This is a genomic window from Cysteiniphilum sp. 19S12-1 (genome assembly GCF_052030685.1).
Classification (GTDB): Bacteria; Pseudomonadota; Gammaproteobacteria; order Francisellales; family Francisellaceae; genus Caedibacter.
The window spans coordinates 1-23,641 of record NZ_JBQAJM010000004.1; the positions used below are offsets into that span (position 1 = coordinate 1).

General features: G+C 39.5%; 23 protein-coding genes. 6 read left to right on the forward strand and 17 right to left on the reverse strand.

Annotation, left to right across the window (positions count from 1 at the left end):
- Window positions 1–457 precede the first annotated feature (457 nt).
- The 3 genes from ACTS4L_RS01880 to ACTS4L_RS01890 all read left to right on the forward strand — a co-directional run bounded on the left by ACTS4L_RS01880 (window position 458) and on the right by ACTS4L_RS01890 (window position 3,481).
- Window positions 458–1,717, forward strand: a complete 1,260-nt coding sequence (locus ACTS4L_RS01880) for a sensor histidine kinase (RefSeq protein ID WP_440617687.1) — start codon at window positions 458–460, stop codon at window positions 1,715–1,717.
- Between the two features lie 159 nt (window positions 1,718–1,876).
- Window positions 1,877–2,503 (forward strand): DUF6088 family protein, encoded by a 627-nt coding sequence (locus ACTS4L_RS01885; RefSeq protein WP_440651653.1) that lies wholly within the window; start codon window positions 1,877–1,879, stop codon window positions 2,501–2,503.
- Window positions 2,504–3,481 (forward strand): nucleotidyl transferase AbiEii/AbiGii toxin family protein, encoded by a 978-nt coding sequence (locus tag ACTS4L_RS01890; RefSeq protein ID WP_440617685.1) that lies wholly within the window; start codon window positions 2,504–2,506, stop codon window positions 3,479–3,481.
- A gap of 65 nt (window positions 3,482–3,546) precedes the next feature.
- On the opposite strand, the gene ACTS4L_RS01895 is transcribed toward ACTS4L_RS01890, so the two are convergent.
- From ACTS4L_RS01895 to hypA, 11 genes are all read right to left on the reverse strand, one after another.
- Window positions 3,547–4,488 (reverse strand): HoxN/HupN/NixA family nickel/cobalt transporter, encoded by a 942-nt coding sequence (locus tag ACTS4L_RS01895; RefSeq protein ID WP_440617684.1) that lies wholly within the window; start codon window positions 4,486–4,488, stop codon window positions 3,547–3,549.
- Window positions 4,489–4,495: 7 nt separating this feature from the next.
- On the reverse strand, window positions 4,496–5,821 hold the full coding sequence (locus ACTS4L_RS01900) for a Ni/Fe hydrogenase subunit alpha (protein ID WP_440617683.1): 1,326 nt from the start codon (window positions 5,819–5,821) through the stop codon (window positions 4,496–4,498).
- Window positions 5,818–6,630: a sulfhydrogenase subunit delta gene (locus tag ACTS4L_RS01905; RefSeq protein WP_440617682.1), complete on the reverse strand. Its 813-nt coding sequence runs from the start codon at window positions 6,628–6,630 to the stop codon at window positions 5,818–5,820. Before ACTS4L_RS01905 ends, ACTS4L_RS01900 begins: the two co-directional genes overlap by 4 nt.
- Window position 6,631: 1 nt before the next feature.
- Entirely contained in the window at window positions 6,632–7,483 is an 852-nt protein-coding gene (locus ACTS4L_RS01910) for an FAD/NAD(P)-binding protein (protein ID WP_440617681.1), read from the reverse strand.
- Window positions 7,480–8,613 carry a 4Fe-4S dicluster domain-containing protein gene (locus tag ACTS4L_RS01915; RefSeq protein WP_440617680.1) on the reverse strand — a complete coding sequence of 378 codons (1,134 nt, stop codon included), beginning with the start codon at window positions 8,611–8,613 and terminating at the stop codon, window positions 7,480–7,482. The genes ACTS4L_RS01910 and ACTS4L_RS01915 overlap by 4 nt, the downstream gene beginning before the upstream one ends.
- A 15-nt stretch (window positions 8,614–8,628) precedes the next feature.
- Complete coding sequence (gene hypE / locus ACTS4L_RS01920) at window positions 8,629–9,654, reverse strand: hydrogenase expression/formation protein HypE (RefSeq protein WP_440617679.1); 1,026 nt, start codon at window positions 9,652–9,654, stop codon at window positions 8,629–8,631.
- Entirely contained in the window at window positions 9,651–10,751 is a 1,101-nt protein-coding gene (gene hypD, locus ACTS4L_RS01925; RefSeq protein WP_440617678.1) for a hydrogenase formation protein HypD, read from the reverse strand. Before hypD ends, hypE begins: the two co-directional genes overlap by 4 nt.
- A complete protein-coding gene (locus ACTS4L_RS01930) occupies window positions 10,748–10,984 on the reverse strand; it encodes a HypC/HybG/HupF family hydrogenase formation chaperone (RefSeq protein WP_440617677.1) in 237 nt (78 codons plus the stop codon). Before ACTS4L_RS01930 ends, hypD begins: the two co-directional genes overlap by 4 nt.
- Window positions 10,975–13,233, reverse strand: coding sequence for a carbamoyltransferase HypF (gene hypF, locus ACTS4L_RS01935; protein ID WP_440617676.1), 2,259 nt, complete (start codon window positions 13,231–13,233; stop codon window positions 10,975–10,977). The genes ACTS4L_RS01930 and hypF overlap by 10 nt, the downstream gene beginning before the upstream one ends.
- Window positions 13,234–13,519: 286 nt before the next feature.
- Window positions 13,520–14,260, reverse strand: coding sequence for a hydrogenase nickel incorporation protein HypB (gene hypB / locus ACTS4L_RS01940; protein WP_440617675.1), 741 nt, complete (start codon window positions 14,258–14,260; stop codon window positions 13,520–13,522).
- Between the two features lie 52 nt (window positions 14,261–14,312).
- A complete protein-coding gene (hypA, locus tag ACTS4L_RS01945) occupies window positions 14,313–14,684 on the reverse strand; it encodes a hydrogenase maturation nickel metallochaperone HypA (protein ID WP_440615474.1) in 372 nt (123 codons plus the stop codon).
- A gap of 213 nt (window positions 14,685–14,897) precedes the next feature.
- Between hypA and ACTS4L_RS01950 the strand changes: the two genes are divergently transcribed.
- The 3 genes from ACTS4L_RS01950 to ACTS4L_RS01960 are packed head-to-tail and all read left to right on the forward strand — an operon-like array spanning window position 14,898 to window position 18,431.
- On the forward strand, window positions 14,898–16,121 hold the full coding sequence (locus ACTS4L_RS01950; protein ID WP_440615473.1) for an acetate/propionate family kinase: 1,224 nt from the start codon (window positions 14,898–14,900) through the stop codon (window positions 16,119–16,121).
- A 9-nt stretch (window positions 16,122–16,130) separates the two neighbouring features.
- On the forward strand, window positions 16,131–18,224 hold the full coding sequence (pta, locus tag ACTS4L_RS01955; RefSeq protein ID WP_440615472.1) for a phosphate acetyltransferase: 2,094 nt from the start codon (window positions 16,131–16,133) through the stop codon (window positions 18,222–18,224).
- Between the two features lie 54 nt (window positions 18,225–18,278).
- Window positions 18,279–18,431 carry a hypothetical protein gene (locus ACTS4L_RS01960; RefSeq protein ID WP_440651655.1) on the forward strand — a complete coding sequence of 51 codons (153 nt, stop codon included), beginning with the start codon at window positions 18,279–18,281 and terminating at the stop codon, window positions 18,429–18,431.
- A 116-nt stretch (window positions 18,432–18,547) separates the two neighbouring features.
- Here ACTS4L_RS01960 and ACTS4L_RS01965 read toward each other — a convergent pair whose 3' ends face one another.
- The 6 genes from ACTS4L_RS01965 to msbA all read right to left on the reverse strand — a co-directional run bounded on the left by ACTS4L_RS01965 (window position 18,548) and on the right by msbA (window position 23,633).
- Window positions 18,548–19,021, reverse strand: coding sequence for a hydrogenase maturation protease (locus ACTS4L_RS01965; RefSeq protein ID WP_440615471.1), 474 nt, complete (start codon window positions 19,019–19,021; stop codon window positions 18,548–18,550).
- Window positions 19,021–19,185, reverse strand: coding sequence for a hypothetical protein (locus ACTS4L_RS01970; RefSeq protein ID WP_440651657.1), 165 nt, complete (start codon window positions 19,183–19,185; stop codon window positions 19,021–19,023). The genes ACTS4L_RS01965 and ACTS4L_RS01970 overlap by 1 nt, the downstream gene beginning before the upstream one ends.
- Window positions 19,154–19,357, reverse strand: a complete 204-nt coding sequence (locus ACTS4L_RS01975; protein WP_440615469.1) for a DUF2281 domain-containing protein — start codon at window positions 19,355–19,357, stop codon at window positions 19,154–19,156. The genes ACTS4L_RS01970 and ACTS4L_RS01975 overlap by 32 nt, the downstream gene beginning before the upstream one ends.
- A 109-nt stretch (window positions 19,358–19,466) precedes the next feature.
- Window positions 19,467–20,306 (reverse strand): amidohydrolase family protein, encoded by an 840-nt coding sequence (locus tag ACTS4L_RS01980; protein WP_440615468.1) that lies wholly within the window; start codon window positions 20,304–20,306, stop codon window positions 19,467–19,469.
- Between the two features lie 533 nt (window positions 20,307–20,839).
- Window positions 20,840–21,862, reverse strand: a complete 1,023-nt coding sequence (gene lpxK, locus ACTS4L_RS01985; RefSeq protein ID WP_440615467.1) for a tetraacyldisaccharide 4'-kinase — start codon at window positions 21,860–21,862, stop codon at window positions 20,840–20,842.
- 10 nt (window positions 21,863–21,872) lie between these two features.
- Window positions 21,873–23,633, reverse strand: coding sequence for a lipid A export permease/ATP-binding protein MsbA (gene msbA, locus ACTS4L_RS01990; RefSeq protein WP_440615466.1), 1,761 nt, complete (start codon window positions 23,631–23,633; stop codon window positions 21,873–21,875).
- Between the last annotated feature and the right edge of the window lie 8 nt (window positions 23,634–23,641).

Genomic DNA, 23,641 nt, shown 5'->3' on the forward strand with positions numbered 1-23,641 from the left:
TTTCCTGAGTCATAGCTAATACAGTAGATTCCTTTGCTAACAACTTCAAAGATAAATTTAGCAAAAGTCAACATATTTTAGATGGGACAGCCGTGTTTAGGTGTTCTGTTTTCGCTATTTTGATGGTAGAATTGGGCACACTAAGAATAAATCTAAGGTCTTTATTATGAATACAGACAAAGGTGTTAACTCTGAAATCAAGGATGTCATATCTGAAATTAAAGCCCTTAGATCTGAGCTCCACGAGTTTCGAAAGGATATGAACACTAAGTTTACTTGGCTATACGGCTTAGTCGTCGTCAGCATCCTTATTCGACTTGTTTCTAAGTTTATTCCTGCTTTGCATTGATTAAAAATCGAGATTTCACTTCAGCACAAAAATCTTTGATTGATTCCCTTGCTTTTAGGGCTCGAATCAACGACATTTTATTATCATTAACTTCAAATATTGGTCAACATGAAAAAACATCTCAATCTATTGTGTATTTTATCTTTTTTTTGTTTAAGCTTTATCGCCATCAGCTATCTTTTTATAAGCGCATATCGCCAAATCAATGAAGATATTCACGCGGAACTACATCATAAAATTGCGTGGGAGATCGCTAAAATTGTCAAATATGGTGAAGATGAAGCGTTGAATAATTTTATTCAAACCTTTGATAGCAAACACTTTTCTGATGTCCAAATCCAACGCATTGAGTTGCAAATGGCTTTATCTAGCACACCACAATTTCACCCAGACTACACCATCAAGAATGCGCCAGATCTTGAGAACAAAATACTTAAACACCAAGACACTATTCATAAATTCTCGGTTTTTATTCATAAAAATTTATGGCTTAACATCCATGCCGTCAAAAACTATCATTATTTTTTCTCTTTATTTACCGCTGAATTTGCCATCATCTTACTGATTGTTCTCTTGTTGATATTTGCCTGTTGGTTACTACTGCGCTTGTATCGACTGACTGAACTGAGTCAGCATATGTTGGTCGAATTGGGGCTTCCCCAACATACTTCCATTTATATTGGACTTATCTCAGGACCTAAAGCATTATTTGAACAAATGAAGTTGCGCATCCATAATTTGACACGTACACGCGCACAGTTAATGTCATCGATATCTCATGATATCAAAACACCGTTAACGCGCATGCGTTTTCGTCTAGAGCAACTGGAGTTAAAAGGTAATAAGGATGCGATAAAAAGCATGGCAGATATTGATCACATCAATGAGGTGGTACAAAGCTTTTTATCACTGTCTAACTTACATTTACAGCAGCGCAAAAAAATTGACCTAAACCTAATGTTATTGACACTACAAGACAACTACGCCGATATGGGCCATCGCATTGATTACACGGAAACACCTGACACCATTGTCTATGGCTCGGCACAAGTCTATAACCGTATTTTGACCAATATTCTTGATAATGCCTTTCGTTTTGCCGATAGAGTCGATATTAGCTTAACTCAAACCAAGCAACTTATTGAACTGATCATCATTGATCATGGACAAGGGGTTTCTCATAATAAACTAAGTAAAATCACGCAACTAGGATTCTCTGAGAATAACATGGATGCTAATAAACACTATGGCCTAGGCTTGGCGATCGTTCATGAACTAGTGAGTCTCACCGGTGGCACCATTATTTTTGAAAACGATCATACCTTGGGTCTTAAAGTCACGATGACTTGGAAGCAGCAAAAGGTTTAATTAAAACGCAAAATGCCATAATTACGTCACAATAATTGAATTGACCGAAGTGTATTAAAGGATTACCAAGGATTTGAAAGAATCACCTGCAAAATACCTTCTATGTGATACTTTGCAATATGTCTGAAAAAATGCTATTTTTTCAGACATAAATTAAAGATGTTTGATCACGAGGTATTTGGAATGAAATCTTTAGCTCAGTCTCTTGTTGACAAAGTAAATAAAATAGAAAAAGGAACACCTTTTACGAGTGAACAATTTGTTAATTTGGGATCAAGAAGTACAATAGATAAAAACATGTCTCGACTATCTAAAGCAGGTATCGTTGAGCGAATTGCCAGAGGCGTATACATTAGACCCGCTCACAATAGATTTATTGGTTCAGTTCGCCCTAGTGTAGAACAAATCTTGCAATCTAAACTCACGGCAAGGGGTGAAAGCATTCAAGTGCATGGCGCTGAAGCGTTAAGACACTTTAGAATCAGCACTCAAGTGCCTTTATCAAAAGTTTACTATACAAGTGGAGCATCTAGAGAACTCAGATTAGGCAACATCAAAGTGAAGCTGATACATACCAATGACAAAAGAAAGCTCGTTCATGCTGGGACGAACGTTGGCTTAGCCTTATCGGCACTATGGCATCTTGGCACAGATCAAATAACAAATGACATCATCAAAAAAATTCATACTCAGCTAAGCCATAATGAATTTAATCAACTCATTAAAGCAGAAAAGCCCCAATGGATAAATTCGGCTTTATCTAAATACATAAAGGAAAATGCTTAAATGTCTGAGAACTATTTCGATCTTTCTGATCATGAAAAAAGGGAAATTTTGCAAGCAGCATCCCATCATTTTACCAAAAGTGAAATCATCTTGGAAAAGGACATATGGATCTGCTTGATACTCAAACTTTTATTTTCAATGCCCAATCATAATATGGCATTCAAAGGCGGAACTTCACTCTCAAAAATATATGGCATGATCGACAGATTTTCAGAAGATATTGACATAACCATAAATTACCAATATTTTACAGACTTTCCTAACCCTAAGAATAAGAAGTTTGATCCATTTGACCCTAACTCTACCCCTTCAAAACGTCAAATCGATAAGTTTTCAGATTATCTTAAGCAGCAAGTTGCTGAGCATGTACGTTTGAAGGTTGTACCCCACCTCATTAATGAACTTGATCAACTCGCATTAAATCACTTAGAGATTGAAATACAACCAGATAATCCTGAGTGTGTCTCGATTTACTACCCATCTGTAGTCAATCATTCAAATCATTCCAATAACTATTTGAAAGAATATATTCTTTTAGAGTTTGGCGGGCGTAACGCAACAACACCAAGTCAAAATCACACTATTCGACCTTATATTGCTGAAATCACTACCGGATTAGACTTACCCACTTGCAATAACATTACTGTACTTTCGTCAGAAAGAACTTACTGGGAGAAAATCACACTTGCCCATAGTGAATGCAACAGAAAGTCATTAAAACAGAGTTATCAAAAAATCTCTCGTCACTGGTATGACATAGAAAAAATTTCTCACTATCACCCAGTTAATAAACTGACCAAGGATTTATTGCATGAAGTCATACGTATTAAGAAAACTTTCTATAAAACGTCATTCTCAAATTATGACGACTGCCTACGTGCAAACATTCAACTCGTTCCCACAGGAGAAATTCTTGACCAATTATGTGCCGATTATGTAGATATGCAAAACAGTGGTATGCTGCCTGACAATGCTTAAATTTTAAGCAACTAATTGCAAGGATTCAAACGATACAACACCAGCTTAATGAGTTTTTAAAATAATCACTTAGTATTCTCTGTTAATGCTCTGCCCATCAGCACTTGTCGCTTAAATATCAATGCTAAAAATATACCCAATAGCAACAACACTAAGCCACCACCAAACCATGGCGAGTGATCACTGACAAAACCGATCGCACCATAGACATCAAGATCAAATAATCCAAATAACTGAATAAATCCGACAATAAACGACGCACTGATCACGATCAATAGTATCGCAATATTGTAGCGACGAAAGATCTGATCATTTATTTTCTGAGTATTGATAAGCCTTGTCATTAATAATGCATCTAACGAATCAACCCAAGTCATACCAAGTGCAAAGGCGATTGGCAATGCCAAAATTAACCAGATCGATTCGCCACTTAATGATGCTGTTGCCGCTAATCCCAAAAGAGCGATTTCAGTTGCTGTATCAAAACCAAGACCAAATAAAAAACCAACCGGATACATTTTATAAGGTTTATCCACCATTTTAAACAAAGGCTTAAACCAACGTGTTAAGGGCGAATGTGTATGTGTGTTTTGTTGATGTTTGATGAGCTTATACAGTGATAATAAATTCATGCCTCCGGTAAGCCACAAAAAGGCAATTGACACAACCGATCCAATCACAGCCCCAATACCAATGATGCCAAGGCTCTCTGCCTTACTCAAACTCACCCCTAAAATAACCAGTAAAGTCAGTAAAAATACAACACTTGAATGCCCTAAGGCAAAGAAGAGACCAGTTGTCACACTGGGTTTGCCTTGTTGTGCTAATTGACGTGTTACATTATCAATTGCCACGATATGATCGACGTCAAAGCCATGCCTCAGGCCTAACATGAAAGCGACAAAAACAATGCCAAGCAAACTTAAATGCTGATAAAAAGCAAGTGCAAATATCGCCCACAGCAACAAACTTATGAGTATAAACCCACGAAAGAATCTTCTATGCATAACAACCTCATAAACGCTCAATATTCAATGTCAAAAAGTGCGCTGAACATGAAATGCATGGATCGTAATTACGAATCACCATTTCGGCATGTTGTCTTAATTCATCATCGGATTTATCCAACCCAAACTTAGTCAATGATTGCTTCAAATCAGCCTCCATACAAGCTAAGTTTTGCGCAGTGGGCGGCGTAATGCGAATTTTTGTTGCACACCCTTTATCATCAAACTCAAAATAATCAATCTGAATGCCACGTGGTGCTTCTGTCGCACCCCATGCTTTGCCTGCCTTAAAGGTGACATCAACATAAGGTTTTTCAGGGTATTCATAAGCTTCAAATATACGCAGTATCTCACCAATGGCGTAATAGCACTCAATCGATCGCGCCAAAATACTATGAAAGATATTATTACTTGGAAACGAAATACCCGTACTATTAGCAAGTGCTTGAACCTCTTTGGGTAATTTGTCAAAATTCAAATTTAAGCGCGTCAACGGCGTTGTTAGATAGGGCTGTCCATCACGTGTTGAATGAAGTGCCGTTGATTGTGGTGCATGAAACTCATAGAAATGCTCATCCCATTCTTCAATCGGAAAACGCTCCCCTTTATTGGTTACAACATGCTCGGCAATTACCGGGTACTGCCCACTGACATCGGTTAATGCCACTTGCAATACTTCATCAAAACATACATCAGGATAGGGTAATTGAGCAAACCACGTAACAATATCTTTGGCATCTTTTAACGCTTCTTGCAGGCGTGGAATGAGTGCTTTGATCTCTTTTGGCTTAGGGGCTCGATAAAAACCACCAACTTTAATCGCCCCAGGATGCACAGACCTGCCACCAAATAGTGACAAAATATCATTACCTAAATGCTGCAACTTAACACCACGTTTGACTTCATTAGGAAAGTCTTTTGCCATTTCAATCGCTGAATGGTATTTCAGAAAATCTGGAGCAGCTAAGATATGCGTATGCAAATAATGTGACTCAATCCACTCACCTAAATACATCACCCGACGCATTGCATGTATCCAAGGAGTCACCTCTACCTCAAAAGCTTTCTCCATCAAAGTCACTACACTCATTTGATATGCCATCGGGCAAATACCACAAATGCGTGCTACCGCATCAATGATTTCATTGGGTTCTCGCCCTTCTAAGAATTTCTCAAAGTAGCGAGGCGGTTCATAAATACGCACATGACACTTGGTGATTTCATTGTTGTTAATCTCCAAATCAAGCGCACCTTCACCTTCCACACGCGCCAGAATAGGCACTTCTATTTTTGTTGTTTTGGCATTATTGGCCGTATTTATTTCGTTACTCATGCGTTATCTCCAGCCTGCTTAAAACCTTGTTGCTGATTATTGATAAAATGATATTTATGCGCGATCTGCTCATCGGTCAAGCCCATTGATTTGAGCTTTGCCGTCATCACGTCAAAATTGGCATATTTTGCCGCACCATAACAACCATAACATCCACGATTAATATGTGGACAAAGCGCATCACAGCCATTCGCCGTTACAGGGCCCAAGCAAGGTTCATTATGTGCAACCATCACACAGGTAATTCCGCGGTGTTTGCAGGATGTACACACCGGTTCAACGACCTTTTCTGGCTCGACTTTAAATAACAGTTGGCGAACCGCATGATACATCTGCTCAGAACTAACCGGACATCCTCTGATCTCAAAATCAACGCTAACATAATCCTCAATTGGTTTGGCAGTATCTAACTCCATTTTGTCAATCACATCAGTATGTTGCGGATAAATATCCTTCATCCAACCTTCAAATTGGTTACGATCGATATTGTTTCTTAATGCTTGAATACCGCCTGTTGTCGCACATGCACCCATTGTAATAAGGTATTTGCTATTTTCACGAATCTTCTGAATGCGATGGACATCGTGTTTGGTATTAATACTTCCTTCAATGATAGCAATATCCACTTTGGCATCTTCATCAACGGGACCGGCTTCAGCAAAGTGCTTGATCTCTACCAATTGCGATAATTTAAGCAAACGAATCCCGTCATTAATAAACGCCAATTGGCAGCCATCACATGAGCTAAACTTATGCACTGCTAATGTGGGTTTATTACTTAAATTTTTTAATTTACTCTCATGTGACATCTTACACCCCCTTGATTGATAAGAGCTTTTCAACTTGTGGATAAGCATAAACGGCACCATCTTTGCAGACAAATTCTTTACCCATTTGGCAATGTCCACAATGCCCAATAGCACACTTCATGCTGCGCTCTAATGACACAAAGACCTGATGCTCTGGCACACCAATATCAATAAAGCTACGTGCGACATTTTTCATCATAATCTCAGGACCCACACTCATCACATAAGTGTTTTGATAATCTAGCTTAAGATCTTTAACCGCCTCAGTGACAAAGCCTTTATACCATTGCCATGGACCAAATGGCTCACCTTCAGTTGCTGTTATAATGACTTGTGTGTTTGGTATATTGTTCCAACGCGTGTATTTATCCTGATAAATGAGTCCTTCACTGTGACGCACCCCTTGCACCACATAAATGCGACCATAATCTTCGCGGTTTTTTAGCATTGCTTCAGTTGCTGCAACCAATGGTGCATTACCTAGCCCTCCCGTCATAATTACAACATCTTTGCCGCGCCCCTCTTCCACTGGCCAACTGCTGCCAAAAGGTCCACGAATACCGACCTTTTGACCTTGTTTTAATTGATGCATACCTTGTGTGATGCGTCCAACCACTTGAATCGTATGTTCAAAAACATCATGGTTAAACTTCCGATCATTCACAATGGATATTGCCACCTCACCAACACCATAAAGATAAATCATATTAAACTGTCCAGGTTTAAAGCTATATTTCTGGCGTAAATCTGCATCACATAAACGTAAACGCAGGGTAAAAATATCTGGCGCATCTTCAATAAACTCAATAATTTCAGCCTCATGTGGCAAATAAGCATCTTGTGGATAAATCATGCTTTTTTCTCCTGATTTTTCTGTTTCGCCTGCTTCTCCTGACAGATAATATTTATTTCATCCGTGACATCAATACTCACCGGACACCATGTGATACATCGTCCGCAACCAACACAGCCCTTGGTTCTAAACTGCTCGCGCCAAGTAGAGAATTTATGTGTTAACCACTGACGATAGCGGTGTTTAGGCTCCTGCCGATACAACTCACCATGTGTGTAACTATGATCTAGACCAAAGCATGAATCCCATTCACGCAAATGCGTACTTGTCTGCCCTTGCAAATCAGGTTCTTCTTTTTCCGTATGACAAAAGCACGTCGGGCAAGACTGTGTGCAACTGCCACAAGATAAACAACGCTTAGCAACATCATCCCACTGTGGATGATCTAGGTTTTCAAACAGCGCCTTTTCAACTTTATCTAGCGGTGGAATCGTTTTTTCCTGCATAGCGTATACTGCTTTGACCTTTTGTTCGGCTTCATAGGTTTGCGCGCCCGTTGCTGGATTCAATTGCAACTGCTCAATAAGCGACCTACCCTTATCACTGCCGGATTCAACAACAAAGCCACCATGGATTTCCGTCATTGCCCACTCAAAGCCTTTATCAGCATAGGGACTATCTCCCAAACTAATACAAAAACAATTACTGTGACAAGTAGTACAATTAGCAGCAATAATAAACATTGCTTCACGTCGCGCCTTATAACGCACGTCTTGATACGCATTTTCGATAAACACACGATCTTGTATTTCAATCGCGCGCAAATCGCAAGGTCGGACACCCAAAACGGCATATTTTTGTTTACTTAGCGCCTGCTCAAATGTCAGCTTGCCACTGTCATCACGCTTGACTTGCCATAACGCTTCTTTTTCTTTAAACAACATCGGTTTTACCGATTGCACTGGCAGACTCCACGCAAAGGCTTTGTTTTGATCGGTTTTTTTGACGTGATAATGCGCAGGTTTTTGCTCATCAACATAGCCCCACGGTAACTCAGCTGCTCTTTCAATATCATCATACACAATTGCATGATCATCTACGGTTGGCGCTTTTACCGCAAAACCTTGTGCCTTTAAGGCATTAATTAAATCATCTAGACACTCATGCGCTAAAAAATAAAATTGACTCATTCTTCCTCCTTATACTTAGCAAATTCTTGGTAGTTGTTCGCCACTTAGCCAGTCAACTCGTCTAAGTCCACCAAAGCTTGTTTGCATATTGACCGATGCATTGCCTACCTTATCAATCTTAGCAACTACACTGGCATTTTTAGCTAATTCATCTTGTTGTAAACACGTTAATACTTTGTCAACTTCGTTTTCATTGCAGACAATCAAAACCTTACCTTCATTGGCAATAAACAGTGGATCAAGCCCCAATAACTCACAGGCTGAGCGCACATCCTCATTGACAACTAAAGCACTTTCATCAATGGTAATACCCACTTGATATTGGTGCGCCCATTCATTTAAGGTCGCCGCGACACCTCCTCGCGTTGGATCACGCATTGTTTTGATATGACAGCCTGCTTTGTGTAATTTCTCAAGCAAGTGGTTTAAATTAACAGCATCACTTTGGACATCACAATCAAAGCTTAAACCTTGTCGCTTAGACATCACAGCAACACCATGCTCAGCAATCGCACCATTGATAATAATACAATCACCCATTGCTAAAGGTTCATGTGTCACAAAATCATCAATAACAACGCCTATTCCTGTGGTATTAATAAAAATACCATCGCCTTTGCCTTTCTCAACCACTTTGGTGTCACCCGTCACTAATTGAACATGAGAGGCTTTAGCTGCTTCTGCCATTGACTCAACAATCACTTTTAAATCACTCAGTAGCAAGCCTTCTTCTAAGATAAAACCAACAGACAGAAAAAGTGGCTTAACCCCACCAACCGCCAGATCATTGACCGTACCATAAACCGCTAAACTGCCAATATTGCCTCCTGGGAAAAAATACGGAGTAATCACATAACTATCCGTCGTCATCGCGATTTTGCCATTGAGATTCGGTAATGTCGCCTGATCCTCTCCTTGACATAAATACTCATTATCAAAAGCTTTTTTCATCAATTGATCAATCAAGCGATTCATCGCTTTGCCACCGGCACCCATCGCCAGATCCACCACACCGGATTTGAAATTCAATTTAATGCTCATGCCGTCACTCCTTGGTATTGGTAATGCGCCGCACACGCGCCTTCAGAAGAAACCATGCATGCCCCCATCGGTTGTTCCGGTGTGCAGGCAACACCAAAGAGTTTACAATCTATAGGCTCTTTAACCCCACGCAAGATATCAGGGCATGCGCATGCCTTATGCTCTTGACCTTTGACTTGTGGAATATCAAAGTTCATCTCAGCATCAAACTGTGCGTATTGCGGCTTAATCTTTAATGCACTTTTTGGAATAAAGCCTAATCCTCGCCATTCAAAGGTTTCTCGCAATGCTAAATACTCAGAAATTAATTGTTGTGCAAAGGTGTTTCCTTGAGGGGTCACCGCACGTGTATATTGATTTTCAACACCGACTTCATTGCGATTAATCATCTGTACTAGCATCAAAATAGATTGCAATACATCTAAAGGCTCAAAGCCGGCGATCACCACCGGTTTATCAAAACGCGTTGCCACATCGTGATAGGCATCACTACCAATCACAATACTGACATGTGAAGGTCCAATAAACCCATCGATTTTCACTTCATCGGATAAGATAGCCTCCATCGCAATCGGTGTTAATACATGATTACAAAACACAAAGAAGTTATCTAAGCCTAGCTTTAATGCTTTATCTAATGCAACGGCTGTTGGTGGTGTCGTGGTCTCAAAGCCAATGGCAAAAAAGATCACTTTTTTGTCTGGATTCTGTTGGGCTAATTGTAACGCATCTTCGCTTGAGTAAATCATGCGTACATCCGCACCGCGCGCTTTGGCTTTAAGCAAACTATCTTGGTTTGTGCCAGGTACTCGCAACATATCAGCGTAACTGCAAAAAATCACATTTTGCTGTGATGCAAGATAAATTGCCTGATCAACACGTGCCACAGGTAAAACACAAACTGGACACCCAGGGCCATGAATCATCTTAATTTCAGCTGGTAAAAGCCCTGTAATACCATAACGATGAATCGCATGCGTGTGGCCGCCACAAAACTCCATCAAATGATATTTTCGCCCACTTTGCACACTATTGTTAATCTCAGCAATTAACGCCTTAGCAACCTGTGGATTACGAAAAACCTCAATATAGTTCATAGTTCACCTCGGTCTTGTTGCAGCATCTCTGAAAAATCTTTTAAGGTTTGTTTGGCTTGTACCTCATCTAACTTACTTAATGCAAAGCCAACATGCACAATGACATAATCATTGATATCAACTTTATCCTTTAACAATGCCAAAGAAATTTCTTTACGCACGCCACCTATGTTAACAAGCGCTTGGTCTTCACCATTAAGCGCTATAATCTGTGCCGGAATTGCTAAGCACATACTTTTCCCCCTTTATTAAACTTATTCGCAGCAAGCCATGCTTGCCCTAAACTAATCCCACCATCATTTACGGGAATTTTTTGCGGCACAATCGCCTCTATGCCAAATGTTTCCAAATATTGAGTGACCCCAGTCAACAGCACTTTATTTTGAAAACATCCACCTGTTAATATCACTTGAGTAACGTCTGTCTTTAGCGCATGATCATACGCCCATAAGGCCAAAGCATAAACCAGAGTGCCATGAAATAATTCACTTCCCTTATCTTTTGGCATAGTCACTACTCGCGCGATCAATTGTGATACATCCAGCTGGCTATTGTTTATATCAATTAAACTTTCATCGACCATAGGCAGATTAACTAATGCTTCAAGTTTCATCGCGGCTTCCGCTTCAAAGGTATTGTCGTGACAGATATCTAACAAACTTGCTATGCCATCAAATAGGCGCCCCATACTTGTCGTGTGTGGTAGCTTTTCTTTATTTTTCTCAAGTAACTGTAAGAAACTTGGCACTTTTTCATTTGCTAATAAATGCTTTGGTACCTTTAACCCCAAGTCAACACACAAGCTCAATGCCATGCGCCATGGCTCCTTTTGCACACGGTCGCCACCTAAATAAGACATCGATTGAAGCGCTGACACTCGTGTAAACTTAAGTGCTTCAATATCACAATGATAAAGCTCACCCCCACGTGCTATACCATCCTCACCCAAACCAAAACCATCCAGTACAATTGCTAACATCTGACCTTTTAATGCATATTCTGCAACTGCTGCAGCAATATGCGCCTCATGATGCTGCACACGAACAAGTGGTAAGTTTAAGCGCTCAGCAAACTCTGTCGTATATAAATCAGGATGCAAATCACATGCCACTGCATTAAAGCGCAAACCGAATAAGTCTTGGTAGTGATGAAAAGCTTTTTCAAAGTAGTCGATACTATCGACACTATCCATATCGCCAATATATTGTGATAGATAGGCTTCATTGTGATTGATAAAACAAAAGGTGTTTTTCAGCAAAGCGCCCGTTGCAAAGACACAAGGCAACTCGCCATTAAGCTTAATTGTTAATGGCACAAACCCGCGCGCGCGACGAATCATCATGGATTTGTCTAAAACCACACGCATGACACTATCATCACTTTGCATCGCAATTTTTCTATTATCACTCACAATCATATCGGCAATTGGTGCCAGTAAGTGATGTGCTTGGTTATTATCGGCAATAATGCTACCACCGGATAAATTAGCACTTGTCACCACCAGTAACAGATCATTTGCCTGATGCAACCAATCATGCTCTTTAGGCTCACCTAATAGATAATAAAAAAGCAAATAATCAACGGCAGAACTTGCTAGCATCACACCAAGCTCATTAAGATCAGGTGCGAGTATCTCAGGCAACTGAGCCGTTGTTTTCTTTTGTAACAACACAATGGGGCGGGCAGTTGAGTTTAATAGCGCACTTTCTTGTTGATTACACTGCACATACTTTTCAATGCTGACTTGATTTAATGCCATTAAGGCAAAGGGTTTAAACGGTCTTTTTTTGCGTTGTCTTAAGTGCGTGATTGCGGCTTTACTTTTAGCATCAACGACCAATTTAAAACCCGTATGTGTTTTTAATGCTAAAACATTACCCTCTTTAATTGTTTGCACCATATCAGAAAATTCATGCGATAATTTGGGACCACACGCACAACACGCCGTTGTTTGCGCATGATAACGCCGATCTAACGGATCGCGATAGACACTTAAGCAATCCTCACACAATGGAAACTCAGAAAACGTTGTAGTTACTCGATCATAAGGCAAAGACTCGGTAACACTAAAGCGTGGCCCACAATACGTACAACTGATGAAAGGATAAAGATAATAGCGACTATTTAAATCAAATAGCTCATCAAGACATTCATCACAAATCACAGTATCAGCTGGAATTTTAGTTTGAGACTTTCCATCACTACTGGCTAAAATACTAAAGTGATCAAATGCTTTATCGATGATGACTTCAGTCATTTTGACATGTTCAATTTGCGCAAGTTTAGGTAATTGTTGCATCATCAATGTGCAAAAATTCTCAGCTTCCTGATATGTCGCTTGTAGAATAATCTCAACACCGTGAAGCGTATTTTGCACACTGCCCAATAAGCCATTGTTTACAGCCAACGTATAGATAAATGGTCTAAATCCCACACCTTGGACGATGCCATTAACTGTGATTTTGACTGCTTTTATATGCATTTTTCACCTAACGAATTGAATCAATTCAAAATTTGCCACACCCAGCTAAAGACAAAAGAAAAATGACCTGAAGCTATACCCATCACAAACCAATTTACAGCATTTCTGCTATTGAATTTCTTGGGCTTTTGAGTGATTGATTTTTGCTAATAGTCCCAGCTATTACCTGCACTCCAATCACTCAAAAGCATCAAAAACTTTTTCAACATTAAACACCGCAAAATGATTTACGATGGGTATATGTAGTCTTTCGCTCACTCTTTCTCTTTAACAGGGCATGTCAAAGTTACACCTTTTCTTTCAGGCTTATTAAAGAAGATAACCAGTTTAACCAATTATCGAACCCTTCTTCCGTTTTAACCGAAAGCTCAAAAAATCGAATATCACGACGAATTTTACGAATATTTTCAATGCAATGCTCAACACTAAAATCAACATACGGCAATAAGTCAATTTTATTAATAATCACCGTATCGGCATGATAAAACATATCTGGATATTTAAGCGGTTTATCATCACCTTCTGTCACAGAAATCACAGCAACACGATGTTTTTCCCCTAAATCAAACATCGCCGGACAAATCAAATTGCCAACATTCTCAATAAAGACAAAGCTGTTTTCTTGAATATCTAAATGTTCATACGCATGCCCAACCATATGCGCATCTAAGTGACATGCTTTGCCAGTATTGATCTGATAGGCTTTTGCCCCCGCCTTACGAATTCGATTGGCATCAATCTCAGTTTGTTGGTCACCTTCAACAACAACGATTGGGTATTGTGTATGAAGCTTAGCGATCGTCTTTTCAAGCAATGAGGTTTTGCCTGAACCTGGACTTGATACAAAATTAAATGCTAGTGCGTTTTTAGCACTTAGACTCTCACGATTGGCATGCGCATATTGATCATTTGCTGCCAAAATTGCCTGTTCTAATTTGACACTATCAACCCCATGATCATGGGTGTGATGGTTGTGCGCATGTTGATGCGTATCCTCAGAGCCGCTGCAACCACAAACTGTACACATAACTTACTCCTTAACTCTTAACTCTTAACTCTTAACTCTTAACTCTTAACTCTTAACTCTTATTATTTTCTTCTGAGCTTGCAAACTCAATTTTTTCCACCAGCATATCCTGACCTGTTAATATTTCTTTATCATGACTTTGGCACTTGGGGCATGCATCGTAAAACTTTGATAATTGATATTCATGAGCACATGTTACGCAATGTGCCAGTGCCGGCTGCACAGTGATATTCAAGATACTTTGCGCTAATGGCGTATCTTTAGCAGCAACAGGAAACCAAAAGCGCATGGATTCAACATCCACACCTGCTAATAGCCCTACACGCAGTTCAATTCGGCGCACCGCTTGCGACGCATATCCCATGCTTTTTGCTTTATCAAGCACAATATTAATCACACTCTGGCACAACGAAAATTCATGCATAACTTTAAAACCCATATATCACTACGGATCAGAATAACATACAGTAAATAAAAGGAAGTAGTCTGTCTGTGCTATTTACTGCGTTAAATGGGATAATAATGACATAGCGCAAGTTTTGCTTACTTTTGTGATCTTAGTGTGTGTTTAGGTTTCCAATGAAGGATAAACTTAAGTTATAGTGAGTGTCACTTAAATTTTAAGAACCTATACCCCATGGCACAGTACTTTCTCGTTTTTAACTGCGGTAGTTCCTCAATTAAATTCTCACTTTATGATCATAATACCTTGGTACAGATGCTTGTTGGATTGGTTGATAAAATCAATACCAAAGAGACAACGCTAAGCATTTCTATTAATGGACAGACTAAGACAGAGAATGCGCCACTTAATTACCACCAAGCATTTGTTAAAATCATTGACTTTTTAAAGCGACAAGACTATTTCAATCAAATCATTGCTATTGGACATCGCGTAGTACATGGTGGGCATTATTTTGATCGTGCCGTTATTGTAACAGATGATGTTATTGCTAAAATTCGTGCCCTTACTCCTTTGGCGCCCTTACATAATCCTGCCAATCTTGAAGGCATTGAATTTTGTCAGCAACATTTCGCATCAATACCGCAAATCGCTGTTTTTGATACGGCTTTCCACCAGAGTATGCCTGAAGAAGTCTATCGCTACGCCATCCCTAGTACGCTTTATGAAGATCTACATATCAGAAAATATGGCTTTCATGGAATAAGTCACCAGTATATTGCACAAACAGCTGCCAAATACTTAAGTCTGACACAGGGTAATTTCATCTGTGCGCATCTAGGTAATGGTTGCAGTATTAGTGCGATTAAAAATGGTAAAAGCATCAATACCAGCATGGGATTTACCCCATTAGATGGGCTTGTAATGGGTACGCGCTCAGGCACTATTGACCCTGGTATTTTTAGCTACCTTCAACAAACACTTGGTCTTGAGATCAATGAGATTAATCAGCTATTAAACAAGCAAAGTGGTTTGTTCGGCTTATGCGGCTTAAGTGATATGCGTGAAATTGAACATCTCATTGCCAATCCTGATAGCGAATTACAAGAAGAAAAAGATGTAACAGAAACAAACGAAGTAAAAGGAATTAAGAAAACGAAATTAGCACTGGATATATTTAGTCACCGTGTTGCCAGCTTCATTGCGAGTTATCTGATGTATTTTGAACAACTTGACGGGCTTATTTTTACCGCAGGCATTGGTCAAAACAGCGCTTTAGTGCGTCAACAAATCGTTAAACGACTTAAATTTAGTGGCTTTAAGATTGATGATGCGCGCAATGAAAATGCCGCACAGACAATCGAAATTCACGCTAAGGGCAGCCAGCGCATTATGGTACTTAAAACTGATGAAGAGCGAATGATTGCGCAAAGTTGTCAAATGTTATTAGATAATTAAGGATCAAGCATGAGTCTACCAATCATATTATTACCCACTGGTCAAGGTGTTGGTTTATTTTCGTTAAAGCAAGGCTTAAGATATGCCCTTGAGCAACGTGGTTATCGCGTTAAGCTGTTTAATCCATTATTTGATGCTGAAATATCTTCTTCAGAAATTGAGCATTATTTTCAACAAAACAAAATAAAAGACTTCTTTGAATACTTACTTAATATCTACGATAAAGTTAGTCAAAATAGTGATATCACCTTAATCGATGGCGTATTTATCAAAGAGCACAATCACAATCAGTTTGAATGGTTAAACGCTTACATCAATCTCTTTAATAAAACACTTATTCGCGCGTTTAACGCTAATGTTATTCTCATTGCACGCCAAGGATATAAGGCGCTAAAAGACCTTGAGATTCAACTAAAGCTATATCAACAGCAAATTCCCCAAGATGCACTCTTAGGCGCCATTGTTACTAAACTTAATGCACCTATTGACAGTGATGGCAAGAATCGTTTTAGTTTGTTAGATGAAGATATCAACAGTAGCGCACCAAGACTTACGCGATCAGATATTGAAGTATTAACTATATTTAGCAGTAATCATCTGAATTTACTCGGGGTGACGCATTGGCAAAACAATCTCACCTATCCACGTGTTATTGATATTGCCAATCGTTTAAATTTGAATGCTCTCTTTGACGGCTTTGATCTTGAACGCCGTGTGCATATCGTAACCATGTGCTCGCGTACCGTCGATCACGCATTAGACGAGATAAAGCCGGGGACATTAATCATCACGGCTGCTGATCGCAGTGATATTATCCTAGCAGTGACAGTTGCCGCACAAAAAGGCATTAAAATCGCCGGATTAATATTAACTGCCTTCTCACTTGCCAATCGTGCAGTACTTGATTTCTGTCTTGACGTTGCCAAACGCACATCTTTGCCTATTTTTGCGACTGAGAATAAAAGCATTAGCACCATTTTGAAATTAGCTGACATTGATTACAGTAGCATTCCTAAAGATGACACAACCCGTTTAAATTTATTGCGATCATCGATTGCCGAATGTATTGATGTTGATATGATTACACGCAAGCTCAGTGCAACACCGGCACCAACCAAACTATCGCCTCCGGCGTTTCGCCATTATCTGATCAAACGTGCCAGCGAAGTCAGCAAACGCATTATTCTACCTGAGGGATTAGAGCCGCGCACAATTGAAGCAGCTATTTTCTGTAGTGAACGCAAGATTGCCACTTGTATCTTATTAGCAAAACGCGAAGATGTTATCGAAGTTGCCAAAAAGCAAGGACTAAACTTATCGGATAAAGTCATCACCATTGATCCCGATAGTATCAAGGCTCAGTATCTTAACCCGCTTATCGACGCTCGTAAACATAAAGGCATGACCGAAATTATGGCGCGTGGCGCACTCGAAGATAATGTGACCCTTGCGACCATGATGTTATATATGTCAGATGTTGATGGCTTAGTTGCAGGGGCTTTAAACACCACCGCACACACCATTTCACCGGCACTTAAAATCATTAAAACAAAATCTCAATGCTCAATTGTCTCTTCGGTATTTTTCATGTGCCTTGAAGATCAAGTACTTGTGTATGGTGATTGCGCAGTTAACCCTGATCCAACAGCAGAGCAATTGGCTGAGATTGCTATTCAAAGCGCTGAGTCTGCCTCAGCATTTGGCATTGATCCCAAAATTGCGATGATCAGTTATAGCACAGGCGACTCAGGTCATGGTGCCGATGTCGATAAAGTCAAATCTGCAACTGAATTGGTTAAGGCAAAACGACCTGACCTTATCGTTGATGGTCCCTTACAATATGATGCTGCCACAACGCTTTCTGTTGCTCAAAAAAAGGCACCTCATAGTGTCGTTGCCGGATATGCCAATGTATTGATATTTCCTGATTTAAACACGGGTAACACAACCTATAAAGCCGTACAACGAAGTGCTGATGTATTAAGCATCGGTCCGATATTACAAGGATTAAACAAACCGGTTAATGATCTCTCACGTGGGGCAACGGTCGATGATATTATTTACACCATTGCGATTACTGCGATTCAATCCAATCAACCTTAAGCTAAAATACCCATGAATTAATGGCGCTACCTTTAGGAGAATCACTAACCGTCCATGGCAACTTCGTACTGGATCCTCACGCCATCTTGGCTTACGGATGACAAATCAGAGGGTGTCATTGCGAGCATGGATGCGTGGCAATCCATTTTATCAGGGATGGTTAATTTAACTTCGTTACAAAGCCTATATTTACAAACTACTTCTTAAGGTAGTGCCATTAGCCCATAAATGTTTTAGGCAATAATCATATTTCATTGAACAACCGTTGGCTGAGCGTAAGTCGAAGCCTTTATAAGCCATTCTCGGGCGTATGCAATACGCCCCTACGATTTAATCAACTGGGAAGTTATCATCTGCGCCATATTACTTACTGACTTTTTCACAGCATCCGATACAAGGTCATCCTTCACAAATAAACGCTGACCTTGTACACCATGAAACAACACATGATCTATCGGCATATTAAGCGCATCTGCCAATGCCAAAGATGGCGCGACACCAATATTATGAGAAGACAGAAATCCATTAAATTCAAGAATCTCACGCGACTGTAAAAAGAACTGCGCACCGGGCTCAACACCAGCATTAACTGCATCGATTAGAATAACTTGCGTATAATTCTTCTCTAAAAATCGTAATAAATTCAAACCTGGTCGATCGGCAATCTCAATATCAATATGTGAACTTTGGTTACTCTTGAGCATTTCTTTAATTTGCTCTGCCACTAACCAACCGAATTGATCATCGCCAAAAGGCGAGCCAATACCAAGAACAAGTGTTTTTTGTTTTCTCTTCATTATTTATCATCACTTGTCGAATCAAATAAATTTGACATGACTTCAAAAAGTTTTTTTTGATCTAATGCTGTTAAAGCGCCCAGTTTCTTTAAAATGTTTTTAGGGAATGGGACTAAAACAACATCACCAACATCATAGGTCATTATAGATTTCGTCTTCATCATTATCCCACACTTTTTGAAAGCTTGATTGTGACATCATTGTGAAATCTTTGCGCACTTTTTGCAAACTATCTTTTTGATGCAAAAAATCAATAAAATCCTCGACCTCCGTAAAATACTTCGCGGGTAAATGGTTTAGCTTCTGAGTGATTAAATCAATATGTTTTGACTGCATAACAACTCCATACAAACTTATTGTCTGTGTGAAATTATGGACTACATTTCGACAAACATCAAATTAAAGTATTAATGCAATGTGCTAGGCGATTACTTTTTATAAAAGCTTAAAATTGGTAAAGCTCAAGTGCATTATCATAAAAAACCTTACCTTTACCTGCACATAATTGATTTAATGTTTCAAACCATTCAAGTGGGTTATCGCCAAAACACACGGGATTATTTGAAGCATACATTAGTCTTTGGTAGCCAAAACAATCAATGGCATAGTCAACAATCGCTTTACTATGTGCTAGTTGCCCTAACATTTGAAGTCCTGATAATTTCAGTGAAACATTCTCAATGTCTGATAAGACTCGCATACTTTGTTGCCATAGCTTACGCTGTTCATGACTATCCCATAATGGCAAACCACAATGTTCAATCACCGTTTTAACACGTGATGCTTTAAGGTGTGTTGCAAGATTTAACAACTGTCGCGGGTAGGCTTGGCACTCAAAAATAAAATCATAATCCGCTAATATTTGCAAATTAGCTAACACATTGGGGTGAGTGGATAAATCTTGAGATTCAGGGCAATAATCAACACCTTGTTCATAGGCTAGAATATGACGAATACCAACGACTTGCGGATATTGCTTAAGCTTATCTAACTTTGCAGTAAACTGCGCTTTTGCTAATGTCATATCAACATAAGCAATATGTTTGATTTGAATCTCAGGGCATTTTTGTGCCACTGCCATCAACCATTTGATTTCAACCTCTGTGTCAATACGACTATCATGCGCCTCAATATGCACCACACCATAGAGTCCATCCTGCATTTTCTGTTGTAGGCTTTGAGGCAAGAAATCCTGCTTTAGTGCTTTATTTGGTTGATTTAACACCCAACTATTTATATTTTGATTTAAGTCCCAAAAATGAACATGTGTATCGATAATCTGCAAAACTATACTCCATCATTTTTTTCCATTCTACATCGATCATAAGCTAATAGCACTACCTTCAGGAGGATGACTAACCATCCATGGCAGCTCCGCATTGGATCCTCACGCCATCTTGACTTACGGATGACAAGTCAAAGGCTGTCATTGCGAGCATGGATGCGTGGCAATCCATTTTATCAGGGATGATTGATTTAACGTCGTTGCAAAGCCTATATTCACAAGCTACTTCTTAAGGTAATGCCATTAGATCATAATCCATGTTACAGCGTTTACTGCCTCAAACTAATCGCTGTAACAACTTTGATACATGCCAATACGCCATTGAAACAGCAAATTATTTTTTTTCTGCTATTCTTGACAGTAGATACCCCCAGTAAACTAAAACCCAAGAGGTGAACATTATGAAATTATTTGATTTATACATTGACTACGTCCGTCAAAGCAAAATTAACAATGACACAGCTCAACCGCAAATTTTCATGATCAAATAGGTAAAAGAAAATCCAAAGTAATTGATCACACAAGTTTCTCTGTTAGAGTTTTCCTCCCTCCTTTCCCCTCTCTAGCAGAGAGAGTTTTTCGCTTAGCTCTTCAAAAAATTCTGCTTCAATTTCAGGCAATATCGCTAAATAATACCAATTATCTTTGGCAAAGCCTTGGCATTTTACCGCATCCTTATACGTCATAATCACAGGCTTTTCATCACCCACAGCTTTAAAATCCTCAAGTGTAAAGCTGTGATGATCTTTAAAAGGATATGCTTCAACTGTAAAGCCGAGACACTTTAAGCTATTAAAAAAGCGTTGGGGATTACCAATACCAGCCACAGCACAGCATGCACTCCCCACTGATTTGATTAATTGATCAATAGCAAACTGTTGACCAGTTGCCACGCTCACTAAGTTTTGTGGCAATAACTGCATATCATATTGTGCTTGATTGCTTATACTCACCCTACCACCACCATTGATAATCATCATATCAACTTCTTTTAAGCGTGTAATAGGCTCACGCAAAGGACCCGCTGGCAAGCACAGACCATTTCCAAATTGGCGCTGACCATCAATCACCGCAATTTCTATATCTCGATGCATCGCATAATGCTGCAAACCATCATCGCTGATAATGATGTCAACCGTTTTAAGTTTCTGTTCAATATATTGAATTGCTTCAACACGCTTAGGAGAAATAACAATCGGAATATCTTGTAATAATTGGTGCAGCATAAAAGGTTCATCGCCACAGATACTTGCTGGCGTTGTCTGGTCTATCATAAAAGGATAGTGTGTCGCTTTACCACCAAAGCCTCGGGTAATAATCGCCGGATGATAGCCCTGTGCTTTTAAATACTGACAAATGGCCTGCACCACAGGGGTTTTGCCCGTACCACCAACAGCAATATTACCAACGACAATCAGCGGTAATTTACTTTGATATGCATTTTTTTGTAGTTTGTTTCTACGCTTCTTAGCAATGTATGAAAAAAGCCATGACAAAGGTGCTAAGATCATTGCGCGCCAAGTCTTATGTGCCGTGTACCAATCCTTTTGCATCATTTAGGACTCTTTAATGCAAAGATTGATGATAAAGCTGATAATATAAGCCGTTTTCATTTTGCAATAGGGCTTTGTGGCTGCCTATTTCAACAATTTCACCACCATCCATGACAACGATCTGATCAGCATGTTCAACGGTTGATAGTCTATGGGCAACAACAAAAGTCGTGCGATCCTTCATTAATCGCTCTAATGCCTGCTGGACGATGCGCTCAGACTCATTATCCAGTGCACTGGTGGCTTCATCTAAGATGAGTACTGGCGCATTTTTCAAAAGTGCTCTTGCGATTGCAACACGTTGACGCTGCCCACCGGATAGGCTTAGACCATTTTGACCCACTTCGGTATACAAACCTTTAGGCAACTTCTCAATAAAATCCCAAGCATTGGCGGCTTTTGCTGCCTGAATGACTTCTTCTTCACTTACTTCTCCATCACGACCATAAGCAATATTATGAAATAATGTATCATCAAAGAGATTAACATGCTGCGACACTAGTGAAATATGACGACGTAAGTTTGCCAAAGTCAGTGACTGCATATCCTCATTATCTAGTAGAATTTGCCCCTTTGTTGGTTGGTAGAAGCGTGCTAACAAGTTCACCATCGTGGTTTTACCACCACCTGATCGCCCAACCAAGGCAATGGTTTGTCCAGGTTTTGCGATTAAATTGATATGCTTTAATACCATTTGCTGAGACTCTGGATAACAGAAGCTTAAGTCTTTAAACTCAACTTGTCCTTTGACATCAGTTAATTGCTTGGTACCCTTATCTTCTTCGGATTTTGCATCCAAGATCTCAAAGATATCCTCGGTTGCTGCAATGGCCTTTTGAATGGTTGAGTTAACATTGGTTAGATTTTTAATTGGTTTTAAAATTGCCATCATCGATGCAAAAAAAGCAACAAAACCGCCAGCATCAAGCCAACCACCTTCTTTTAAGCCATAAGTTGCAACAATAAACAAAATCACCGCGATAACAATCGCTCCAATAAATTGGATAATTGGTGACGATAAGCCATCAAGCATCAACGTTTTGATTTGTTGGCGATAGGTATAGCTTAGGTTATGATCAAACTTCTGTAGTTGATATTTTTGTCCACCAAAGACACGGATTTCTTTGTAGTTAATCAAAGCTTCTTCGGCAAAGTGTGTTACCGAGCCCATCGCTGATTGGGTATTACGGCTATAATGGCGAAACTTCTTACTAATCCACGTAATAAAAACGGCAAGAAAGGGAGCGACAACAATCACAGTGATCGACAGCTGCCAACTGGTCACCACCATCACAATAATAAGACCAATGACAAAAGTGCCATCTTGTACTACAGTGATAATCGCTGAACCCGTGGCACTGGTGACCTGATCAACGTTATACAAAAGCTTGGAGAGCAATTTACCTGATGAGGTTTTATCATAATAGTGCGCAGGCAAATCTAGAAACTTACCAAACATACGCTTGCGAAAGCGATAAACGACTTGCGCACCAAGCTTCCCCATAAAAAAAGATGATAAGAAAGAGCCAACGCCACGCAAAGTAAACAATAGTAAAAACACTAAAGCAATGCCTTTTAAAAACTCGCCCCCTGTAGGTGTGAAACCTTTATTTAATAAGGGTTTAATCAAATACATCGCATAAGCATCACATGCCGAATAGATAATACTGCCGATGACAGAGATAAGCAATAATGGCCATAAGGATCTGACTTCCCATAGCAATCTTTTGTACAAACTATAGGTTTTCTTATTCGCATTTTCAGAAACTTGCATATTTTTAT

Bases quoted from the DNA above. Each gene is read 5' to 3' on its own strand.
- ACTS4L_RS01880 (WP_440617687.1), top strand. From the start codon at position 458: ATGAAAAAACATCTCAATCTATTGTGTATTTTATCTTTTTTTTGTTTA.
- ACTS4L_RS01885 (WP_440651653.1), top strand. From the start codon at position 1,877: ATGTTTGATCACGAGGTATTTGGAATGAAATCTTTAGCTCAGTCTCTT.
- ACTS4L_RS01890 (WP_440617685.1), top strand. From the start codon at position 2,504: ATGTCTGAGAACTATTTCGATCTTTCTGATCATGAAAAAAGGGAAATT.
- ACTS4L_RS01895 (WP_440617684.1), bottom strand. From the start codon at position 4,488: ATGCATAGAAGATTCTTTCGTGGGTTTATACTCATAAGTTTGTTGCTG.
- ACTS4L_RS01900 (WP_440617683.1), bottom strand. From the start codon at position 5,821: ATGAGTAACGAAATAAATACGGCCAATAATGCCAAAACAACAAAAATA.
- ACTS4L_RS01905 (WP_440617682.1), bottom strand. From the start codon at position 6,630: ATGTCACATGAGAGTAAATTAAAAAATTTAAGTAATAAACCCACATTA.
- ACTS4L_RS01910 (WP_440617681.1), bottom strand. From the start codon at position 7,483: ATGATTTATCCACAAGATGCTTATTTGCCACATGAGGCTGAAATTATT.
- ACTS4L_RS01915 (WP_440617680.1), bottom strand. From the start codon at position 8,613: ATGAGTCAATTTTATTTTTTAGCGCATGAGTGTCTAGATGATTTAATT.
- hypE (WP_440617679.1), bottom strand. From the start codon at position 9,654: ATGAGCATTAAATTGAATTTCAAATCCGGTGTGGTGGATCTGGCGATG.
- hypD (WP_440617678.1), bottom strand. From the start codon at position 10,751: ATGAACTATATTGAGGTTTTTCGTAATCCACAGGTTGCTAAGGCGTTA.
- ACTS4L_RS01930 (WP_440617677.1), bottom strand. From the start codon at position 10,984: ATGTGCTTAGCAATTCCGGCACAGATTATAGCGCTTAATGGTGAAGAC.
- hypF (WP_440617676.1), bottom strand. From the start codon at position 13,233: ATGCATATAAAAGCAGTCAAAATCACAGTTAATGGCATCGTCCAAGGT.
- hypB (WP_440617675.1), bottom strand. From the start codon at position 14,260: ATGTGTACAGTTTGTGGTTGCAGCGGCTCTGAGGATACGCATCAACAT.
- hypA (WP_440615474.1), bottom strand. From the start codon at position 14,684: ATGCATGAATTTTCGTTGTGCCAGAGTGTGATTAATATTGTGCTTGAT.
- ACTS4L_RS01950 (WP_440615473.1), top strand. From the start codon at position 14,898: ATGGCACAGTACTTTCTCGTTTTTAACTGCGGTAGTTCCTCAATTAAA.
- pta (WP_440615472.1), top strand. From the start codon at position 16,131: ATGAGTCTACCAATCATATTATTACCCACTGGTCAAGGTGTTGGTTTA.
- ACTS4L_RS01960 (WP_440651655.1), top strand. From the start codon at position 18,279: ATGGCAACTTCGTACTGGATCCTCACGCCATCTTGGCTTACGGATGAC.
- ACTS4L_RS01965 (WP_440615471.1), bottom strand. From the start codon at position 19,021: ATGAAGAGAAAACAAAAAACACTTGTTCTTGGTATTGGCTCGCCTTTT.
- ACTS4L_RS01970 (WP_440651657.1), bottom strand. From the start codon at position 19,185: ATGATGAAGACGAAATCTATAATGACCTATGATGTTGGTGATGTTGTT.
- ACTS4L_RS01975 (WP_440615469.1), bottom strand. From the start codon at position 19,357: ATGCAGTCAAAACATATTGATTTAATCACTCAGAAGCTAAACCATTTA.
- lpxK (WP_440615467.1), bottom strand. From the start codon at position 21,862: ATGATGCAAAAGGATTGGTACACGGCACATAAGACTTGGCGCGCAATG.
- msbA (WP_440615466.1), bottom strand. From the start codon at position 23,633: ATGCAAGTTTCTGAAAATGCGAATAAGAAAACCTATAGTTTGTACAAA.